The sequence below is a fragment of the Kineococcus siccus genome (genome assembly GCF_009906795.1).
Classification (GTDB): Bacteria; Actinomycetota; Actinomycetes; order Actinomycetales; family Kineococcaceae; genus Kineococcus; species Kineococcus siccus.
Genome location: NZ_JAAALN010000076.1, coordinates 1 through 17,356 on the forward strand (window position 1 = coordinate 1; position 17,356 = coordinate 17,356).

Consider the following 17,356-nt stretch of genomic DNA (forward strand, 5'->3'; position numbering starts at 1 on the left):
CGCCGGGACCGACCCGCCCCGGCCACCGCGCCGGCGAAACCCTGGAGCCGCCCTGATGCCCGCCCTGACCCGGACCCTCGTCCACGCCGCGGCCGGGCTGCTGGCGCTCTCCGCGCTGTCGGCCTGCACGACCTCCCAGGAGGACATGGCCGGTCCGGACGAGCGCAGCACGCCCCTGGGCACCTCCCCGACGGCCGAGCCGACGGTGACGCCCTCGGCGCCGGACGAGTACCCGGACGAGTCGGGGTACCCGTCGTCGACGCCGGTGCCCACCCCCGGGGCGCAGCAGGTCACCGCCCTCGCGGGGCAGCTGGCCGGCATCGACCCCGCGCTGGCGGCCGACCCGGCCCGCCTCGCCACGCAGGCGCAGCAGACCTGCCAGGACCTGGCCGACGGCAAGAGCGAGACGCAGGTGGTGGGCAACGTGAGCTCGCAGTTCACGGTGCCCGGCGGGCCCGAGGTGACGCCGGAGCAGGCCCAGCGGATCCTCGACGCGGTGCGCAGCACCGTGTGCGGCTGAGCGGACCGGTGACGGGGAGGGCCCCGGCGGGCCCGCCGCCGTCCACCGCCCGGCGCTCCACCCTGGCCGGTGTCCTGATGGGCGTCGGCCTCGCGGCGTTCCTCGACGAGACGGTGTTCCACCAGCTGCTGCACTGGCACCACTTCTACGACGGCGCCGGCGCCGACGCGGGCCTGGTGTCCGACGGGTTCTTCCACGCCGCGGGCTGGATCGCGGTCGTCGCGGGGCTCTTCCTGTTCGCGGACCTGCAGCGGCGCGGGGGAGCGCTCCGCCGGCGCCTCGTCGGCGGGGTCCTCGCGGGGTGGGGCGCGTTCCAGCTCTACGACGGCCTAGTCCAGCACAAGCTGCTCGGGCTGCACCAGATCCGCTACGGCGTCGACCTCGCCGCCTACGACGTCGTCTGGAACACCGCGGGCGGTGCCGGCCTGGTCGTCGGGCTGCTGCTGCTCGCGCGGCGGGCGCCGGAGCCGGTGCGGTGAGCCAGCACCCGGGCCACGACGACGTGGTGGCCGGGACGGCCCCGCTCGTGTCGTCGTTCCCCGCGGCGCTGACGGCGTTCCTCCTCGCCGCCGCCGTGACCGCCGCCTACCTCGCCGCCGTCGCCGGGCTGCGACGGCGGGGCGACCGCTGGCCCGCGGCCCGGTCGCTGCTGTGGGGCGCCGCGGCGGCCTGCGTCCCCCTCGCTGCGGCGCTCCCGGAGGCGCTGGGCCTGGCGGGTCTGCGGGCGCACGTGCTGCAGCACGTCCTGCTGGCCATGGTGCTGCCCGTGGCCGCCGCCCTGGCCGCTCCTGCGACCCTCGCGCTGCGCACGCTGCGCGGCCGGCGCCGGCGGGCCCTGCTCGCCCTCCTGCACAGCCGCTGGGCGCGCGTGGTGACGAGCGCTCCCGTCGTGGTGGTCCTCGAGGTGTCGGGCTTCGCGGTGTTCTTCCTGACGCCACTGCACCACGCCCTCGCCGGGCGCCCGGTGCTCACGCTGCTCGTCCACCTGCACGCCGTGCTGGCCGGGTACCTCTTCGCCGCGCTGCTGCTCGGCCGCGACCCGGTGCGCGTGCGCCGCAGCGTGACCACCCGACTCGTGGTGCTCCTGCTCGTCGCGGGTTCCCACGACACGATCGCCAAGCTGCTGCACGCCTCCCCGCCGGCCGGGAGCGCCCCGGGTGACGCCCAGGCCGCGGCCCGGCTGCTGTTCGGGGCCGGGACGGTGCTCGACGTGGTGCTCGCGGTCCTCGTGCTCTCCGGCTGGTACGCAGCCGGCAGCCGGCAGCTCGCGCGGGAGCGGCGCCGGTCGGCTCAGGCGCCGAGGTCGCCGAAGACGGCCGTCTCGCCGCGGGCCACGTAGCGGACCAGCGACCCGGTGCCGCGCCGCGCGAGCTCGGCCTGGAAGTCGGACAGCGGCGAGCGGAACACGCCGTAGTCGTCGACGTGGACGGGGACGGCGGCCGCGGGACGGACCAGGTCGAGGAGGTCGGCGCCCTGGACCCCGTCCATGGTCACCACGAGGCCGCCCGGCAGCGTGGTGCCCCCGAGGTGCACGACGGCCAGGTCGACGTGCGGGTAGCGGGCGGGCACCTGGGCCAGCTCGGGCACGTTGAGGGTGTCCCCCGTGACGTACACGGTGACCTCCGGGTCGCCTCCGGCCGGACCGAACTCCAGGACGCTGCCCATGACCGGGGGCAGGAGCGCCTGCCAGCGACCCGTGGCGTGCCGCCCGGGGGCGGCCGTGATGCGCACCTGGCTCCCGGCGCCCCGCAGGGTGCGGTGCTCCCAGGTCGCGAGCCCGGTGACGTCGGTGAACCCGGACCGGACGGCGAGCCGCCGGCGGGCGTGGCGGGTCGTCACCAGCGGGACGTCCTTGGCCAGCCCCCGGCGCGCGACCCGGTCGAAGTGGTCCCCGTGCAGGTGCGACAGCACGATGCCGTCGAGCGGTGGGAGTTCCGACGGTGCGAGGGCGGGGTCGGTCAGGCGCTTGCTGACCAGGCCGTGCCCGAGCCACGCGTACTGCCCGCGGTGCAGGAAGTTCGGGTCGGTCAGCAGCGTCAGGCCGCCGTAGCGCAGCAGCACCGTCGCGGTGCCGATGAAGGTCAGGGACAGCGGGGAGTGCGCCACGACGGGCCTGTACCCCCGGACCGCCGGCTCACTCCCCGCGCCGTCAGGGGCGGAAGACCGCCCGCAGGCACCCGTCCTGCTTCTCCTTGAACATCTCGTAGCCGCGCACGGCGTCCTCGAGCGGGAGCTCGTGGGTCATGAGCGCCGCCGTGTCGAGCCGGCCCGCGGCGACGTGCTCCAGGAGGCGGGGCACGTAGCGCTGGCCGTGCTGCTGCGCCGAGCGCAGCGTCAGGCCCTTGTTGACGATGACGCCCATCGGGAACGAGTCGGTGAGGCCGTACACGCCCAGGACGGAGACCACGCCGCCCTTGCGGCACGCGAGGATCGCCTCGCGCAGCGGGGTGGCGCGGTCGGTCTCCAGCCGCAGGGCCTGCTTGGCGCGGTCGAGCTTCTGCTGGACCCCGGTGCCGTGGCCCTCCATGCCGACGGCCTCGATGACGGCGTCGGGTCCGCGGCCCCCGGTCGTCTCGCGCAGGACCTCCTGCACGCTGTCGACCGCGGTGTAGTCCAGGGTCTCCGCGCCCGCCACGGTGCGCGCCTTCTCCAGCCGCTCGGGCAGCCGGTCCACGACGATGACGCGCCCGGCGCCGAGCAGGCGGGCGGACGCGGCCGCCATCAGGCCGACGGCCCCGGCTCCGAAGACCGCGACCGTGTCGCCGGGGGTGATCTCGCAGAAGTCCGCCCCCATGAAACCCGTCGGCGCCGCGTCGGAGACGAACAGGGCCGCGACGTCGCTCACGCCGTCGGGGACGCTGAAGCAGTTCACGTCGCCGAAGGGCACGCGCACGAACCCCGCGTGCGAGCCCGCGTACCCGCCGAAGGGGTGCGTGTAGCCGTAGATGCCCCCGCTGGGGTAGCCGAGCAGGGGCTGCTGCGCCGCGGCGTTCGGGTTCGTCGTGTCGCACAGCGAGTACTGCTCGTGCCGGCAGTGCCAGCACGACCCGCAGGCGATGAAGGAGGGGACGACGACGCGGTCGCCCACCCGCACGCGGCGCACCTCCGGGCCGACCTCGACGACCTCGCCCATGAACTCGTGGCCGAAGACGTCGCCGGGCAGCATGCCCGGGAGGTAGCCGTCGATGAAGTGCAGGTCGGACCCGCACGTGGTGGTCGCGAGGACGCGCAGCACCACGTCGCGCGGGTTCACCAGGCGTGCGTCCGGGACGGTCTCCACCGCCAGGTCGTCGACGCCGTTCCAGACGAGTGCGCGCACGGAGTTCTCCTGACGGGTGGGGAGTCGGTCGGTCAGCGCTGCGCGGGACGCGCGGAGGGCTGCGGGGTGATCGTCGGGACCTCACCGGTCTGCAGGAGCGCCCGCAGCCGGTAGAGCACCGTGAACGTCGCGGCGCCGGCCGCGAGGTCGGGGACCGGCAGGTCCAGGCTCAGCTCCACCTCGGTGCCGCGGTCCTGCGGGGCGGGCAGCACCCGCAGCTCGACCAGCGGGGGGGCGTCCCCGGACCGGTCGAACAGCACCGCGTCGGCGCTCTCGCGCAGCTCCGTGTCGACGCCCTCGGCGTCGGCGGGGGAGGCCGGGGTGAACCGGTAGCGGCCGGGCGCCACGAGCTCCGCCCGGCCGAGGTCGCCGAGCACCTGCGACCAGACCGCGGCGTCGCGCACGGCCGCGAGGACGTCTGCGGGGGAGCAGGTGAAGGTCAGCGTCTGCTGCGGCGGCGGAGCACCCCCGGCCCGGCCGGGACGGACGCGGCCCGCCGCGGCGGCGACCGATCCGGCGAGCGTGCGAGCGGTCCGGGTCACGTCCACAGGAGGCCTCCCTCGGGTCCGACCGCCGCGTCCGCGTCCAGCGGTACGGCGGCGGTCTCGGTGAGAAGCACCGTACGGCAAGCACTCCCGCGCGGCACGCCCACGTCGGCAGCGCCCTGCAGCGGCCGCCGCGGCGCGTCCGGTCCTCGTCCGTGCCACCGTGGGCCGCGTGACGCGAGAACTCCGGCTGGCCGTCCTGGGCGACTCCCTCGCGGCCGGGACGGGCGCCCCGCGTCCCGGGGACGGCCTGGGCCCGCGCCTCGCGGACGGGCTCGCGGCCGGGGGCGCTCCGACCGCGCTCCGGGTCCTCGCGGTGCCGGGAGCCGTCACGCGCGACCTCGGTCCGCAGGTCGCCGCGGCCTGCGCCTGGCCGGCGGACGTCGCGCTCCTCGTCGTCGGGGGCAACGACCTCGTCCACGGTGCGCCGGTGGAGGAGTCGGTCGCCCACCTCGAGCGCGCGGTCGCCGACCTGCGCGCCGCGGGCGCCGACGTCCTGGTCGTCCCCGTGCCCGACCTGAGCGTCGTGGTCCACGTCCCGCCCCCGCTGCGCCCGGTCGTCCGCGCGGCCGCCGCGGCTCTGCGGGCGGCGCAGGCGGCGGCCGTGCTGCGTTCCGGCGGACGCACGGTGGAGCCGTCGGCCGCGACCACGGCCCGCTTCGCCGCGGAGCCGGACCTGTTCTCCGCCGACCGGTTCCACCCCTCGGGGGCCGGCTACGGCGTGCTGGCCGGGGAGTTGCTGCCGGCGCTGGCGGCCGTCGTCCGGCGGCGTCCCGGAACGACGAGGGCCGGGCCCGGGGACTGAGCACTCGTCGCTCGTCCCCCGGGCCCGGCCCCGTCGTGCCGTCCGGCTCAGCCGGTCAGGTCAGCGGCCCAGCCCGGCGCGGTCGACCCGGCGGTGGAACCGCATGCCGGCGAGTCCACCGAGGATCGCGCCGACGAGGGCGACGACCAGCGCGGCCACGACGGTGATGATCGAGCCGGACGTCAGCGTCCCCTCGTCGACCGGGATGCGCGGGAAGCTGTTCAGCTGGCTCAGGACGTTGAACCGGCTGCCCGCCACGGCGACGAGGACGGCCGCGACGACGGCGATGACGACGGCCCAGACCCACACGGCCACGCCCTGCTTGACCCCGTTGAAGCGGGCCATGCGCCCGGCGACGTACCCGCCGCAGAAGTAGGCGACGAGCAGGACGACGAGGAGCGCGACGGCACCGGCGATGCCGATGGTGCCGGCGTTCCCGGCCGCCTGGCTCTCCGCACCCGACAGCGCGGCGTCCACGCTGCCGCTGTTGGCCAGACCGACCGCCGTGCCCGTGGCGGCCAGCAGGGCGGTGAGCAGGACGGCCGTGCCGGTCGCGGTGAGCCAGCCGAAGAAGGCGGAACCGACCTTGACACCGCCGTGGGCGTCCTTCTCCCGCTCCACGACGGCCTTGCGGTCCATGTTCTGCCCGGGCGTCGGCACCGGACCGGTGTTCCCCGCCGTGCGGCCTGCGCTGCGGTCGTGGTCGTGGTCGCGGCCGCGGCCGCGGTCGTGGTCGCGGTCGTGGTCGTGCTGGGTCGACGGCGCGGGAGCGGCGGTGCGGTCGGTGTCGTGGTGGACGAGCGACGGGCCGGGGTCGTGGGTGGTCGCCTGCTGCGTGCCGCGGTCGTGGCCGCGGTCGACGTCCTCGCGGCCGAGGCGGAAGTCGGGGCGGCCGCCGCCCGGGGTGTCGCCGCGGCCCGCGCCGCCGCTCGCCGCGTGGGCTCCGTCGGAACCGGTGGGGGTGCTCATGACTGCTCCTGGGGTTTCGGGGGGATAGACGAGCACCCCGGACGCTGGCGTCCGGGGTGCTCGGGACATCTCGTGCAGGTCGCTCCGAGATCAGCTGCGTCGCAACGCTTCTGACGTCTCGGTGACGGTGACGCTGGCGTGCTCGGTGCGGAGGTCCGCCTGGACGACCTCCTGGCCCTGGACCGTCTCGACCGAGACCGTGACGCGTTCGTAGGCCCGGGTGCTGACGGACACCTGCGGAACCTCCTCGTGAAGGACCAGCACCAGGTCGGCCTGGACCTCACGCGGCAGGCGGCCCGTCGGCGAGAGGGGCTCGCGCGTGATGACGAGCTCCTCCCGCCGCAGCGGGACCTCGATGGTCCGCAGTTCCTCCACGACGCGCTTGGTGATCCGCACCCGCTCGGCGGGGACGCGTTCGACGCCCACCGAGAGGTGCTCCGCGGCCAGGACGACCTCCGCCGTGCCCGGTGTGCGGTCCGATCGCGGATCCACGCGGGGCGGCCGGGTCAGTCGCGGTCGCGCGTGGTGTTCCGCACGCCCTGGTCGGCGTCGAGGTCGATGTGCTCCTCGCGGACCTCGGCGTCGATCGTCTCGGTGCCCTGGACCTTCTCGGTGCCGAGCTGGACCCGCTCGACCGGGACGGTCTCCTTGGCGGCCACGGCGCGCTCCTCCGTAAGGACGACCTCGTGCTCCTCCTCGGTCAGGTCCCCGCCCTTGAGGGCGTCACCGCGGTTGGCCTCGGTGATCGGCTCGCGACGGACCACGACCTCCTCGTGGGAGACCGGGACGGAGCGCTCGACGTGCTCCGCGGTGATGTACTTGCGCAGCCGCGCGCGGCCGGCCTCGCGGGTCTCGGTGCCCACGCGGAGCTCCTCCTTCGACCGGGTCATCGCGTCGTCGGTGTTCGGGCCCGAGGTGTCGTGGCCGGCGCCGGTGCGGCCCGACGTCATGTCGCGGTCACCGGTCGTGCGCCCACCCGTGGTGAGGTCGCCCGCGGTGCGGTCGCCGGTGGTCATGCCGCCCGTCGTGCCCGTCGTCGTGCGGTCCGTCGTCGTGCTGGTGCCGCCGCCGATGCCGTAGTAGCGGTACAGGTCGTCCTCGTCGGACTCGCTGAGCTCCGCGGCCGGGTCGTGGTGGGGCGCGTCCTTGACCATGGCCTTGTCGAACGGCACCGACATGGTGTCGCCCGAGAACGAGGCCTGGGCCAGGGGGATGAGGGAGACGTTGGACCCGAACAGGCCGGTCTTCACCGAGACCCACTCCGGCTGCCCGGAGTTGTTGTCCAGGTAGACCTCTTCGACCTTGCCGATCTTGCCGCCGTCCTGACCGACGACGGTGGCGCCGAAGAGCTGGTCGGTGGCGGGGAGGTTCTGGGCCATGGGTGGGAACCTTTCGTCGGTGGGGCCCGTGAGGGCCCGCGTGGTGTTCGGACAACACCGTGCGGGGGCACGGTGGAGGGGCTGGAGGGGAGCTCGGTGACCAGGGGATCCGCGTGTGCAGCGAGTTCCCGGCGCCGACGGCTCTCCGACGGTGGACCGGCGCGGTCCGCTCCTGCTCGTGCGGGCGAAGCTCGCGCCGTCCGTTCCCGCTCCGGGGTGTCCGGGGCGGCCGGCCCTGCGACCCGCCACTTCTCGACGGTGTCCGTCCAGTGCGGCGCCGTCTGCAGCGCCGTCGGCAACAAGGGTGCCCGCTCCCGCGCACCCCCGCCACCCGAGATGCGGCGCGGGCCCCCGGTTCCGACGTGTGAGGGCCCGCCGACGCTCAGGAGCTCCGCGTGGCGCCCGCCCCCGGGGCCGGCGGGCCGACGACGTGCAGCACGCGGTCGGTGGCCTGCAGGGGTCCGAGCTCCGGGTCGTTGTAGCGGTGCGTCCGTCCGTCCCGCACCACGGCCAGGACCGGGACGGGCAGGTCGGCCGGGGTCCGGCCCACCTCCTCCGGCGTGACCGGGCGGTCCTCCAGGTCGAGGCCCTGGCCGAAGGCCACCAGGTCCTCCACGACCTCGACGGCCGCGGGGCTGTCGGCCGCGAGGCCCAGGAGGCGCCCGGTGGTCTCCGAGGACACGACCACCGAGCTGGCTCCGCTCTGCCGCAGCAGGTCTGCGTGCTCCGCCTCGCGCGCCGCGGCCACGATGGTCAGGTGCGGAGCGAGGCGCTTGAGCGCCAGCGTCGCGAGGATGGCGGTGTCGTCGCGGTCGAGCGCGATGACGACGGAGGAGGCCCGTTCGGCGAGCGCGGCCCGGTAGGTCTCCGCCCGCGTCGCGCTGCCGGTGACGGCCACGTACCCGTCGGCGGAGGCGTCCGCGGTGGCCCGCGGGTCCGCGTCCACGACGAGGATCCGGTCCGGGCGGTGGCCGTGCAGACGCAGGGCCCGGACCGCGTTGCGCCCCTTGGTCCCGTAGCCGATGACCAGCACGTGCTCGCGCATGCGGTTCCTCCACCGCGCCAGGCGGATCTCGGTGCGGGAGCGCTCGGTCAGCGCCTGGATGGTGGTGCCGACGAGCACGATGACGAACAGGACGCGCATCGGCGTGACGACCAGGGCGTTCAGCAGCCGCGCCCGGGTCGTCACGGGGGTGATGTCGCCGTAGCCGGTCGTGGAGAGCGTGACCGTCGTGTAGTAGAGCGCGTCCACGAGGGACACGCTGCCGTCGGCGCTGTCCCGGTAGCTGTCGCGCTCGACCACCACGAGCAGCCACGCGACGACGACGAGGAGGAGCGCCACGCCGAGCCGCAGGGCGATGGCCTGCAGCGGTCCGATCGGCCGGCGGCCCGGCAGGCGCAGGCGCGCGGTGGGGGCGGGCACGGTGACCTGACTACCACGCCCCGGGCCGCGACGGGCGGTCAGGACGCCGGCGTGAGGGCGCGCAGGGGTTCCTGCAGCGTCGTGGCGAAGAACTCGAGGAAGCCGTCGGGGTCCGGACCGGCGTTCTGGGTCACGAGGTGGTCGAACCCCGCGTCGACGAACTGCTGCGCGACCCGCAGGTGGTCCCGCACGTCGGGGCCCACCGCGAACTGGGCCCGCACGTCCTCGGCCCCCACGGTCGCGGACGCGGCGGCGAAGTTCGCCGGGTTCGGCAGCTCCGACATCACCTTCCAGCCGGTGACCGCCCACGGGCTCTTCTCGAGGACGGCCTGCACGGCCGACTCCGCGTCCGGGGCCCAGGCCAGGGGCACCTCCGCGTAGGCGGGGCCGTTGCCGCCCAGGCGCTTCCACGTCGCCACCATGTCGCCCTTCGGCTCCGTGGCGAACAGGCCGCCCCCGAGCTCCGCGGCGATCCGGGCCGACGCCGGCCCGCTCGCGGCGACCGCGATGACGGGCAGCTGCTCCGGCAGGTCGAACACGCGGGCGTCCTCCAGGCGGAGGTGCTTGCCCTCGTACGTGCGGTACCCGCCCTGCCACAGCAGCCGGATGATCTCCAGCGCCTCCCGGAAGCGCTCGTGCCGCTCGGCCACGCCGGGGAAACCTCGCCCGACGACGTGCTCGTTCAGGCGTTCACCGGCGCCGACGCCCAGCGTGAACCGCCCGTCGGAGATGATCGCCAGGGTCGCGGCCGCCTGGGCGATGATCGCGGGGTGGTAGCGCACCGAGGGGCAGGTCACCCCGGTGACCAGTCCGATCCGCTCGGTCTTCGCCGCGATGGCCGACAGCAGGTTCCAGGTGAAGCCCGAGTGGCCCTGCACGTCGAGCCACGGGTGGAAGTGGTCGCTCATCTCGACGAAGTCGTAGCCGGCCTCCTCGGCGGCGAGCGCCTGCCGGATGATCTCCTTGGGCCCGAAGGCCTCCGTCGCGAGCTTGTAGCCGATCTGCACGTCGGGCTCCTCGTCTCCTGCTCCGCAGGCCCCTGCTCGACCCGCTGCGAGAGTAGGAACGCGGTGGCCCGGGCGCACCCCGAGGTGCGGGCCCGCCCGCCTGGGCGAAGATGGACGCCGTGGACGACGAGCGCACCGGCAGCACCCTCGACGGCGACCTCCAGCACGCGGTCGACGAGATCGACGCGGCGATCGAGGCCGGCGTCGCCGACCTCGACCACGAGTACGCCGTCTACCTGCGGATCCACACGGCCGCGGGGTTCGACGCTCAGCAGCTGCGCGGGCTGGTCACCGACCTCGGCGCGGCCCACCCCCGGGTCGAGGGCGTCGACGTGCCCGAGCACGACCTGGTGCTGAGCGTGGACGCCGACGGGCTCGACGCGGAGGGTGCCGCCCAGGAGGCGCACCGCCGCGTGGTCGCGGCCCTGCGCGGTCGCGGGCTCGAACCCGTGACCGTCGAGGCCACGGTGCTCAGCGACGCGGCGGCCTGGACCTTCGGGGCGGACGACACCGCCGGTTGGTGAACCCGCCCGCGGGCCCGGCGAGGGAGCCGGGACCGCGGGAGGTCAGGACGACCTCCGGGCGTCGCCCGCGCCGCCGTCGACGGTGCTGTCGACGGTCTCGCCGGGCAGTTCCACCGTGCCGGGAGTCTGCACGCGACCACCGCCGCGCTCGGCGCGCTGCGCACCGACCCGGCCCCGGGGGATCCGCCGGACCGGCTTGTCGACCTTCGGGTTCTCCGGCTCGTCGGGCTTCTGGACGTGGTGCACGTAGCGCAGCACGGCCGTGATGATCGCCACGACGGGCACCGCGAGGAACGCACCGATGATGCCGAACGCCGTGCCGCCGATCGTGACCGAGCCGATGACGACGACGGGGTGCAGCGCCAGGGTGCGACCGACCAGCAGGGGCTGCAGCACGTTGCCCTCGAGCTGCTGCACGACCAGGACGATGCCGAGGGCGATGAGCGCCTGCACCCAGCCGACCGTCACGAGCGCCACCAGCACGGCGAGGATGCCGCTGACGACCGCACCGACGATGGGGATGAAGGAGGAGAAGAAGATGATGACGGCCAGCGGCAGGGCGAAGGGGACGCCGAGGACCGCCAGCCCGATGCCGATGAACACCGCGTCGCACAGCGCCACGGCGGCCTGCGAGACGATGTAGCCCTGCAGCACCTTCCACACGCGCCCGCCGATCTCGACCGCGTGGTGGTGGGTGCGGGCGTCCAGCCAGCGGCGCGACCACGGCAGCAGCCGGTCGCCGTCGCTGAGGCAGAAGAACGACAGCACGAGGACGAGCAGGAACGTCACGACGCCCGAGCCGATGCTCGCGCCGACGGTGCCGAGGCCGCCCGCGACGCTCAGCGCGATCGCCTGCGCGTTGGTCTGCAGCTCGTTGACGCCCCGGTCGATGAGCGAGCCGACCTGGTCGTCGCCGAGGTTCAGGGGCGGGCCGGTCACGTAGCCCTGCAGCGTCGCGAGGCCTTCGCTCGCGCTGTCGACGAGCTGGGGCCCCTGGTCGGCGATGTTCGGCACCAGGACCGCGAACACGCCGACGATGACGCCGATCAGCAGCAGCAGGGACACCACCGCGGCGAGCGCGTGGGGCAGGACGCGGCGCAGCAGGCGCGTCACGGGCCACAGCACGGCGGTCAGCAGGACGGCCAGGATCAGCGGCAGGACGAGGGACCAGCCCTTGCCCACGAGCCACAGCAGGGCGTAGGCCGCGACGCCGAGGACGAGCAGGCGGACCGCCCAGCGGGCGGCCACGTCGAGGCCCTGGGCGACGGCGGGACGGGCGGAGGGTTCTCCGGAGGTCGTGGTCACGTCTCGAAGCGTGGCAGGGCAGAACGGGTCCAGCACCTCCACCGCGGCGCCCCGGACCCCTGCCGGAAGAACTTCCACCGCGCCACGTTTGCGCCGTCCGGACCCGGGTACCCCGGAAGCGTCAGGCACGCACACCCCCGGGTGCGGGCCGCACGAGTACGGAGGCAGGCATGGACCTGATCGACGAGGCGAGAGCCGTGGCCCCGAGACGCCGGCAGTCCGCCCAGGCGCCCGGCGGCGCGTGAGCACCGCTTCGCGACGTTCGACGACCGGCCCGACGAGGGTGCCGACGAGCACGGAGGAGACGAGCATGAGCACGCAGACAGGAACCGGCGACGCCAAGCAGCGCGCGCAGGAGACCGCAGGGACCGCCAAGCAGCAGGCGAACGAGGTGGCCGGCACCGCCAAGGAGCAGGCCGGCGCCGTCGCGCAGTCCGCGCAGGAGCAGGCCGGCGCCGTCATCGGCGAGGCCAAGCACCAGGCGCTGGGCGTCCTGGACGAGGTCCGCCGCCAGGTGGACGAGCAGTCCTCCACCCAGCGCGACCGCCTCGCGGCGTTCCTGCGCGAGGCCGGGCAGGAGCTCAGCGGCATGGCCGGCGGGAGCCAGGGTTCCGGCATGGCCACCAACCTCGTCCGCCAGGCCGGCGACCGCGCCAGCACCTGGGGCGACACGCTGTCCCGCCACGAGCCCGCAGAACTGCTCGACCAGGTGCGCTCCTTCGCGCGCCGCAAGCCGGGCACCTTCCTCCTCGGCGCCCTCGCGGCCGGCCTGCTGGCCGGGCGCGTCACGCGCGGGGCGACGGCGGCCTCGAGCCGCACGAGCGACACCCCCATGGGGTCCGGGACGGAGCTGGAGCCGCTGGCCACCGCGCCGACGCCCGCCGCCTACCCCGGCCTCGCGACGACCACCACCGCGCCGGTCACGACCGCCGCGACCACGTCGACCGCACCCACGAGCGTCGACGTGACGGGCGAGAACCTCGACGAGGACCTCGTCCCGCACCACATCCGCAGCGACGTCCCGTCGATGTCGGCGTCGCAGGTCCCGGGCACCCGGCCGTGAGCGGGGCGCACGCGAGCGGTGGCAGCACCGCACCCGGGACGACCACGGGCACGACCGGCGCAGGCGGCGAGGGGCGCAGCGAGCGCTCTCTCGGCGAGATCGTCGGCAGCATCACCACGGAACTGTCCACGCTGGTGCGGCAGGAGATCGCGCTCGCCAAGACCGAGCTGCGGCAGGACGCCAAGACCGCGGGCAAGGGTGCGGGCATGCTCGCCGGTGCCGGCGTGGCGGGGCACCTGTTCCTCATCGCCCTCACCGGCCTCGTGGTGATCGCGCTCGGCGACCTGATCGGCTACGGCTGGGCCGCGCTCATCGTGACCGTCGTGTGGGGCGTCGTCGCCGCTGTGCTGGCCAAGGCCGGGCAGAAGGCGCTGAAGGCCGTGCCGCCGCCGCTGGAGAAGACCACCCTGACCCTCAAGGAGGACGCGCAATGGGCCAAGCACCCGACGACCTGAGCACGACGCAGATCCAGGGCGACATCGAGGAGACCCGGTCGTCCCTGACCGCGGACCTCGACGAGCTGACCGACCGGCTCAGCCCCTCGAACGTCGCGCACCGCCAGGTCGACAAGGCCAAGGCGGGCGTGGCCGGCGTGAAGGACAAGATCATGGGTAGTGCGCACGACGCGACCGCGACCGCCAGGGACAGGGTCATGGGCACCGCCCACGACGTCCGCGACTCCGCCCACGCCTCGACGGCGTCGGCCTCGGACCGCCTGGCGTCGGCCAAGCACAGCGCCGCCGGCACCACGGGCGACGCGACGTCGGCCGTGAAGGCGAAGACGCAGGGCAACCCGCTCGCTGCGGGCGTCGTGGCCTTCGGCCTCGGCCTGCTCGTCTCCTCGCTGATCCCGGCGACCCAGAAGGAGGCCGAGGCGACGGGTGCGCTCGTCGACGCGGCCAAGGAGAAGGGCCAGCCGGCTCTGCAGGGCGCCAAGGACACGCTGCTGGACGTCCGCGAGTCCGTGCAGGAGACCGCCAAGGGGGCCGCGCAGGCGGTCGGCGAGTCGGCGCGCGACGCCGCGCAGACCGTCAAGAGCGACGCGCAGGGCGCCACCGAGGAGGTGCGCGGCCACGGTCAGGCCGCGGCCGCCGACGTGCGCGACACCGCGCGCAGCAGCTAGGAGGCGGCGTGACCGAGGACTCCGCGGTCCCCGGCGAGGACCTGCTCGGCGAGAGCTCGCTCGACGCGGCCGAGGACGACGGGAGCGCGGCGCTCGCCGAGGCGACCGACGCGACCGGCGACGAGACCGCCGACGAGGACCCGCAGGCCACCTCGAAGATCATCGGTTGACGACCAGCCTCGTCCACGACCGCGCGCGCCGGGCTCCGGCGCGCGCGGTCGTCGTGGCAGAAGGAGAGTGGGGGACATGAGCAGGTCGACGACCCGGAACGAAGAGCTGTCGGTGACGCCGGGCAAGGACGCCGACAGCCCGCAGGAGATCCCCGCCAAGGGGTGGCTGCAGGTCTCCAAGCGGGCCTGGGGCGAGGCGAAGGACGACCTGGTGCCGCTGCTCGCGGCGGGCGTGGCCTTCAAGGCGTTCCTGGCGATCTTCCCGGCCCTGACCGCGGCGTTCCTGCTGTGGGGGCTGGTCAGCACGCCCGACAAGATCACCCAGCAGATCAACGGCATCACCGCCATCCCGCAGGAGGCGCGCACCCTGGTGCTGGCCCAGGTCGCGAACGTCGCGTCCAACGAGCGGGCCGCCGGGATCAGCCTCGTCGTCGCCGTCGTGCTGGCGCTGTGGAGCGCCTCGAGCGGTGTGCAGAACCTCATGGCCGCGACGAACTCCGCCTACGACGAGAAGGAGACGCGGGGTTTCGTTAAGGTCAAGGGCACCGCGCTCCTGCTGACCGTCGGCGCGATCGTCTTCATGCTCCTGGCCATCGGCCTCATCGCGGTGGCTCCGGTCCTGGTGAAGGCGCTGGGGGCCAGCGGGATCGTCAGCGTCGTCGTGACGGTGCTGCGCTGGGTCCTGCTGCTCGTGCTCGTCGTCCTCGCGCTCGCCGTCGTGTACCGCCTCGCCCCCGACCGCGACGCGCCCAAGGTGCGCTGGGTCTCGGTCGGGGCGGCCGTGGCGACCGTGCTGTGGCTGATCGTCTCGGCGGGTTTCTCGCTGTACGTCTCGCTCGCGGGCGGCAGCTCCTACACCAAGAGCTACGGCGCCTCGGCGGGCGTCGTGATCCTGCTGATGTGGCTGTGGCTCACCAGCTACGCGATCCTGCTCGGCGCGGAGATCAACGCCGAGTCGGAGAAGCAGACCGCGGCGGACACGACCAAGGGCGACCCGCAGCCGATGGGCACGCGGGACGCGGTCGCGGCGGACAACGTCGTCGAGGGCGGACGCTGAGTCGCCCACCCGTCCGCGAGGCCGTGCAGGAGAACGCTCCTGCACGGCCTCCGTGCTGTCCGGGCGCCGTCGCGGGGGCGGAGCCCGGCGTTCGCCTCAGCGGTCGTAGACGCGGCTCCGCGAGGCCTCCTGCGACGCCTCCAGGGCCCGGAACCGCGCCTCGGCGTGCGGGGGCAGGACCCGCCGCTCCCGCACCAGCCACGGCAACCCCCGCACCGCGTCGGCCAGGCCGAGGGCCGTGGTGCGGTCGCGCGGCACCGTGCGCAGCAGGAACCGCGTGCGGCGCAGGGCCGCGGGCACCGGTCGGCGCAGCCACGTGAACCACAGGGTGTTCCGGATGCCGTGGCGGCGCCGCAGGTCGGACTCGCGCAGCACCGACGCCTGATGGTGGATCGTCAGGTCCTCGAGGTAGCAGAGCTCCCAGCCGGCCGCCGCGAGGTCGGCCGCCATCAGCTCCTCCTCCCCGCCGAGCCACAGGCGGCGGGAGAAGCCGCCGACGGCCAGGAACGCGTCGCGGCGCACGACCGACGCCCCGGCCAGGAAGCTGCCGAGCGCCGGGCCGGGCAGGCCGGGGGCGCCCCGGACGGGGGACTCGCGCAGCTCGACGACGATGTCGTCCTCCACCGCACCGGGTTCCACGAGGATGCGGGCCGTGAGGACCGCGACGCGCGGGTCGGCGTCGAGCACGTCGGCCGCGCGGTCGAGACTGCCCGGGTCCCACCACGTGTCGTCGTCGCAGAACGCCACGTAGGGCGTGGAGGCCGTCGCCACGCCCGTGTTGCGGGCCACCGCGCCCTGGTTCTCCGGCAGGACCACGAGGTCGAGGCGATCGGCGCCCGCCGAACCCGCGGGGTGCTGCGCCCGCAGGGCCTCCGCGGTGCCGTCCGTGGAGCCGTTGTCCAGCACGACGACGCGGGGACGTTCCGGCAGGGCCAGCAACCGCCGGACCGCGAGCAGCGCCTCGTCGCGTCGCTGCCACGTGATGAGGACGACGGTGACGCGCGCGTGCGGCGGCCCCGCCAGCGGCTCGGCCGGCGCGGCGTCCCCCGCCTCAGCCACGCCCGGTCTCCAGGACGCGCAGGCGACGCTCGACCTCGACGGACGGCGCGTGCCGCCGGCGCAGGGCGCGGGGGACGGCCGGGGCCGCGCTGACGAGGCCGCGTCGCTGCTCGGCCGGGCCGAGCGCCGCACGGGCCGTCTGGGCCAGGGCCACCCGCAGCGGCCGGCGCATCCAGCTGGTCAGCAACCTGTTGCGCGCCAGCAGCTCGCGGCGCCGCGCGTCGCTGCCGCGCCGCGGGGAGGGGTGGTGGTGGGCCACGACGGCGTCGACGTAGGCCAGGCCCCAGCCTGCGGCGACGAGGTCGTACGTCACGCGCTCCTCCTCCCCACCGAAGTGCACGACGTCGTCGAAGCCGCCGACGGCGAGGAACGGCTCGCGCCGCACGACGGTGCCGCACGCCACGAACCCCAGGACGTCCGGGCCCGGCAGGTCCCGCGAGGTCCCCCAGGGCGCCGCGGCCATGTCGGTGCACACGGGATCCAGCTCCTCGGCCGCCCCGACGAGGATCCGCGCGGCCAGCAGCGCAAGCCGGGGAGCCGCCGCGAACTCGGCCTCGGCGCGGCGCAGAGCCCCCGGCGCCCACCAGGAGTCGTCGTCGGCGAAGGCGACGAGCTCCGTCGTGGCGGCCTGCGCGCCGACGTTGCGCGCGGGGGCGCCGAGGTTCGTCCCGGGCTGCACGAGCCGCAGCGGCGGTCCGCCCGAGCGGCGGCGGCGGTCGGCCTCGGCGTGCACGACGGCGACGGTGTCGTCGCGCGAGCCGTTGTCGACCACGACGACCGGGCCCTCGTGGCGCGGCAGGGTCAGACGCAGGTCCGCGGCCCGGTCGCGCGTCGCGACGACGACCGTGGTCCCGGGCCCGGCGTCCGGGGCGGTGGACGGTCCGGAGGGGGGGTGCACGACGCGGACGCTACCGAGGCGCGCGTCGACGGGCGCGGTGGAGGGCGCGGTGGTTGCATGCACCCGTGCCGAACCCGAGCTCCCCCCTGCCCACCTCGTCCGCCGCAGGGCCCGGCGCCGTGCCCGCTCCCGGGCCCGGACCCGGACCCGGGGTTCCGCGGACCGTGGGGCGGGCGGTCGTGACCGGGGG

At 75.2% G+C, this 17,356-nt stretch carries 21 protein-coding genes; 10 read left to right on the forward strand and 11 right to left on the reverse strand.

The window, feature by feature from the left end:
• Positions 1–55 precede the first annotated feature (55 nt).
• The 3 genes from GTR02_RS10420 (at position 56) to GTR02_RS10430 (ending at position 1,859) form a co-directional block, all read left to right on the forward strand.
• Complete coding sequence (locus GTR02_RS10420) at positions 56–520, forward strand: DUF732 domain-containing protein (RefSeq protein WP_166607424.1); 465 nt, start codon at positions 56–58, stop codon at positions 518–520.
• A gap of 77 nt (positions 521–597) precedes the next feature.
• The gene (locus GTR02_RS10425) at positions 598–999 is read left to right on the forward strand and encodes a DUF2243 domain-containing protein (protein WP_166607443.1); all 402 of its coding nucleotides are present in this window, start codon (positions 598–600) and stop codon (positions 997–999) included.
• On the forward strand, positions 996–1,859 hold the full coding sequence (locus GTR02_RS10430) for a cytochrome c oxidase assembly protein (protein WP_166607425.1): 864 nt from the start codon (positions 996–998) through the stop codon (positions 1,857–1,859). Before GTR02_RS10425 ends, GTR02_RS10430 begins: the two co-directional genes overlap by 4 nt.
• On the opposite strand, the gene GTR02_RS10435 is transcribed toward GTR02_RS10430, so the two are convergent.
• The 3 genes from GTR02_RS10435 to GTR02_RS10445 are packed head-to-tail and all read right to left on the reverse strand — an operon-like array spanning position 1,811 to position 4,381.
• Complete coding sequence (locus tag GTR02_RS10435) at positions 1,811–2,626, reverse strand: MBL fold metallo-hydrolase (protein WP_166607426.1); 816 nt, start codon at positions 2,624–2,626, stop codon at positions 1,811–1,813. The two genes, GTR02_RS10430 and GTR02_RS10435, sit on opposite strands and share 49 nt — an antisense overlap.
• Before the next feature lie 43 nt (positions 2,627–2,669).
• Positions 2,670–3,839, reverse strand: a complete 1,170-nt coding sequence (locus GTR02_RS10440; RefSeq protein ID WP_166607427.1) for an alcohol dehydrogenase catalytic domain-containing protein — start codon at positions 3,837–3,839, stop codon at positions 2,670–2,672.
• Between the two features lie 32 nt (positions 3,840–3,871).
• Positions 3,872–4,381 carry a hypothetical protein gene (locus GTR02_RS10445; protein ID WP_166607428.1) on the reverse strand — a complete coding sequence of 170 codons (510 nt, stop codon included), beginning with the start codon at positions 4,379–4,381 and terminating at the stop codon, positions 3,872–3,874.
• A 175-nt stretch (positions 4,382–4,556) separates the two neighbouring features.
• On the opposite strand from GTR02_RS10445, the gene GTR02_RS10450 reads away from it, so the two are divergent.
• Entirely contained in the window at positions 4,557–5,189 is a 633-nt protein-coding gene (locus GTR02_RS10450) for a GDSL-type esterase/lipase family protein (protein ID WP_166607429.1), read from the forward strand.
• Between the two features lie 60 nt (positions 5,190–5,249).
• Here GTR02_RS10450 and GTR02_RS10455 read toward each other — a convergent pair whose 3' ends face one another.
• The 5 genes from GTR02_RS10455 to GTR02_RS10475 form a co-directional block, all read right to left on the reverse strand.
• Positions 5,250–6,158 (reverse strand): hypothetical protein, encoded by a 909-nt coding sequence (locus GTR02_RS10455; protein ID WP_166607430.1) that lies wholly within the window; start codon positions 6,156–6,158, stop codon positions 5,250–5,252.
• A 90-nt stretch (positions 6,159–6,248) separates the two neighbouring features.
• The gene (locus tag GTR02_RS10460; RefSeq protein WP_166607431.1) at positions 6,249–6,650 is read right to left on the reverse strand and encodes a DUF2382 domain-containing protein; all 402 of its coding nucleotides are present in this window, start codon (positions 6,648–6,650) and stop codon (positions 6,249–6,251) included.
• 14 nt (positions 6,651–6,664) lie between these two features.
• Positions 6,665–7,537 carry a DUF2382 domain-containing protein gene (locus tag GTR02_RS10465; RefSeq protein ID WP_166607432.1) on the reverse strand — a complete coding sequence of 291 codons (873 nt, stop codon included), beginning with the start codon at positions 7,535–7,537 and terminating at the stop codon, positions 6,665–6,667.
• A gap of 382 nt (positions 7,538–7,919) precedes the next feature.
• On the reverse strand, positions 7,920–8,960 hold the full coding sequence (locus GTR02_RS10470; protein ID WP_166607433.1) for an NAD-binding protein: 1,041 nt from the start codon (positions 8,958–8,960) through the stop codon (positions 7,920–7,922).
• Between the two features lie 38 nt (positions 8,961–8,998).
• The gene (locus GTR02_RS10475) at positions 8,999–9,967 is read right to left on the reverse strand and encodes a TIGR03557 family F420-dependent LLM class oxidoreductase (protein WP_166607434.1); all 969 of its coding nucleotides are present in this window, start codon (positions 9,965–9,967) and stop codon (positions 8,999–9,001) included.
• Positions 9,968–10,086: 119 nt separating this feature from the next.
• On the opposite strand from GTR02_RS10475, the gene GTR02_RS10480 reads away from it, so the two are divergent.
• Positions 10,087–10,491: a hypothetical protein gene (locus GTR02_RS10480; RefSeq protein ID WP_166607435.1), complete on the forward strand. Its 405-nt coding sequence runs from the start codon at positions 10,087–10,089 to the stop codon at positions 10,489–10,491.
• 42 nt (positions 10,492–10,533) lie between these two features.
• On the opposite strand, the gene GTR02_RS10485 is transcribed toward GTR02_RS10480, so the two are convergent.
• Entirely contained in the window at positions 10,534–11,796 is a 1,263-nt protein-coding gene (locus GTR02_RS10485) for an AI-2E family transporter (protein WP_166607436.1), read from the reverse strand.
• A 310-nt stretch (positions 11,797–12,106) separates the two neighbouring features.
• Between GTR02_RS10485 and GTR02_RS23060 the strand changes: the two genes are divergently transcribed.
• The 5 genes from GTR02_RS23060 to GTR02_RS10510 all read left to right on the forward strand — a co-directional run bounded on the left by GTR02_RS23060 (position 12,107) and on the right by GTR02_RS10510 (position 15,209).
• Positions 12,107–12,859, forward strand: coding sequence for a hypothetical protein (locus GTR02_RS23060; RefSeq protein ID WP_166607437.1), 753 nt, complete (start codon positions 12,107–12,109; stop codon positions 12,857–12,859).
• A complete protein-coding gene (locus tag GTR02_RS23065) occupies positions 12,856–13,314 on the forward strand; it encodes a phage holin family protein (RefSeq protein WP_166607438.1) in 459 nt (152 codons plus the stop codon). Before GTR02_RS23060 ends, GTR02_RS23065 begins: the two co-directional genes overlap by 4 nt.
• A complete protein-coding gene (locus tag GTR02_RS10500; protein WP_166607439.1) occupies positions 13,290–13,982 on the forward strand; it encodes a DUF3618 domain-containing protein in 693 nt (230 codons plus the stop codon). The genes GTR02_RS23065 and GTR02_RS10500 overlap by 25 nt, the downstream gene beginning before the upstream one ends.
• A gap of 8 nt (positions 13,983–13,990) precedes the next feature.
• The gene (locus GTR02_RS10505; RefSeq protein WP_166607440.1) at positions 13,991–14,152 is read left to right on the forward strand and encodes a hypothetical protein; all 162 of its coding nucleotides are present in this window, start codon (positions 13,991–13,993) and stop codon (positions 14,150–14,152) included.
• Positions 14,153–14,228: 76 nt separating this feature from the next.
• The gene (locus GTR02_RS10510) at positions 14,229–15,209 is read left to right on the forward strand and encodes a YihY/virulence factor BrkB family protein (RefSeq protein WP_166607441.1); all 981 of its coding nucleotides are present in this window, start codon (positions 14,229–14,231) and stop codon (positions 15,207–15,209) included.
• A 96-nt stretch (positions 15,210–15,305) separates the two neighbouring features.
• Here the strand turns inward: GTR02_RS10510 and GTR02_RS10515 are convergent, their stop codons facing one another.
• Positions 15,306–16,268, reverse strand: a complete 963-nt coding sequence (locus GTR02_RS10515) for a glycosyltransferase (RefSeq protein WP_205709013.1) — start codon at positions 16,266–16,268, stop codon at positions 15,306–15,308.
• Positions 16,261–17,166, reverse strand: a complete 906-nt coding sequence (locus tag GTR02_RS10520) for a glycosyltransferase (protein ID WP_166607442.1) — start codon at positions 17,164–17,166, stop codon at positions 16,261–16,263. The genes GTR02_RS10515 and GTR02_RS10520 overlap by 8 nt, the downstream gene beginning before the upstream one ends.
• Positions 17,167–17,356 lie beyond the last annotated feature (190 nt).